This is a genomic window from Shewanella sp. 11B5 (assembly GCF_002836795.1).
In the GTDB taxonomy this organism is placed as follows: domain Bacteria; phylum Pseudomonadota; class Gammaproteobacteria; order Enterobacterales; family Shewanellaceae; genus Shewanella; species Shewanella frigidimarina.
In genome coordinates, this window is the sequence record NZ_PJAP01000184.1 from 1 (window position 1) to 1089 (window position 1089).

The window sequence follows — 1089 nt, forward strand, 5'->3', positions numbered from 1 at the left end:
ATAAATCATACTAATTTAAACGCTGTTTGTTGATGTTGATCAAATTCAACTACCTCTTTGTAGGTAACACTAGTCGTGTTTCAAATACATTGAGGACATGTGATGAAAACTTATTATTCAGTATTAATGTTATCTTCAGTTTTATTGCTGAGCGCTTGTGGCAGCGATAGCGATAGCACAACCGATGTAGGCCAATTCTCTTTAGGAGTGTCTGATGCTCCTATGGTTGGAGTGTCTCGATTAGGATTAGTGATGAATGAACTTGTTATGACGGACGCTAAGGGAGAAATACACCGTTATAGCTTACAACATAGGGAGTTCAATTTACTCGATTATCAGGGCATGAATAGGCATCTTGCCATTGATAATATCGATCTACCTGTTGGCCAATATCATAATGTCCACGTGACAATTGATCAGGGCGATGGCAATCAGGGTTGTTACGTTGAAGATGGTCAAGGCCGTCATAGTTTACAAGTTGAAAATGGTTATTTGCCAATAGATGATGTGCAGATTATTGCTAACCGAGAACGTGTGATGACGTTGGAAATTAATTTATTTCGGGGTTTGTTGATGGAGCAAGAGCAATACCAATTGCGTCATCGTGCAATGTGGTCAGTTGATAACAGTCAAATGGGCCATTTAATTGGCGAAGTCGATCCGCAATGGGTTGCCAGTTGTGAAATGGACTACGCAGATCTCACTCCAGTTGGCGGGGAATTTTATCATTTAGCTTATTTATACCCAGACAGTGTCACTTCTATTGATCAAATGGCCGATATGGGAACAACACCTCCAACAGGGCTAACGGCTCCGTTGTCGGTGAGCCGATTGTTACAAACTACTGATGGGGATTGGTATTTTGCAATGGGATATTTACCCGAAGGGAACTACCGCGTGGGTTATAGTTGTTTAGGTCATTTAGATGATCCAATCCTTGATGACATTAGCGCAGGCCCATTTGTAATGTATAAAGATGCAGACACTATAACGATTGAATCAGGCCCTCTTGGTGGACAACAAACGATACATGAGTGCGGCAACGGCAATGGTGGGCATCATGAAGGGCATGGTGGCCACGGAGGCTAG

1 protein-coding gene is annotated in these 1089 nt (G+C 42.3%); it reads left to right on the top strand.

The genetic code is table 11. The features are described from left to right. The first annotated feature begins 102 nt into the window (after window positions 1-102). Complete coding sequence (locus CXF78_RS01495; RefSeq protein WP_011639027.1) at window positions 103-1089, top strand: DUF4382 domain-containing protein; 987 nt, start codon at window positions 103-105, stop codon at window positions 1087-1089.

What these genes read in the sequence shown, in the direction of transcription:
- CXF78_RS01495 (WP_011639027.1), top strand. Translation starts at nt 103, where the DNA reads ATGAAAACTTATTATTCAGTATTAATGTTATCTTCAGTTTTATTGCTG.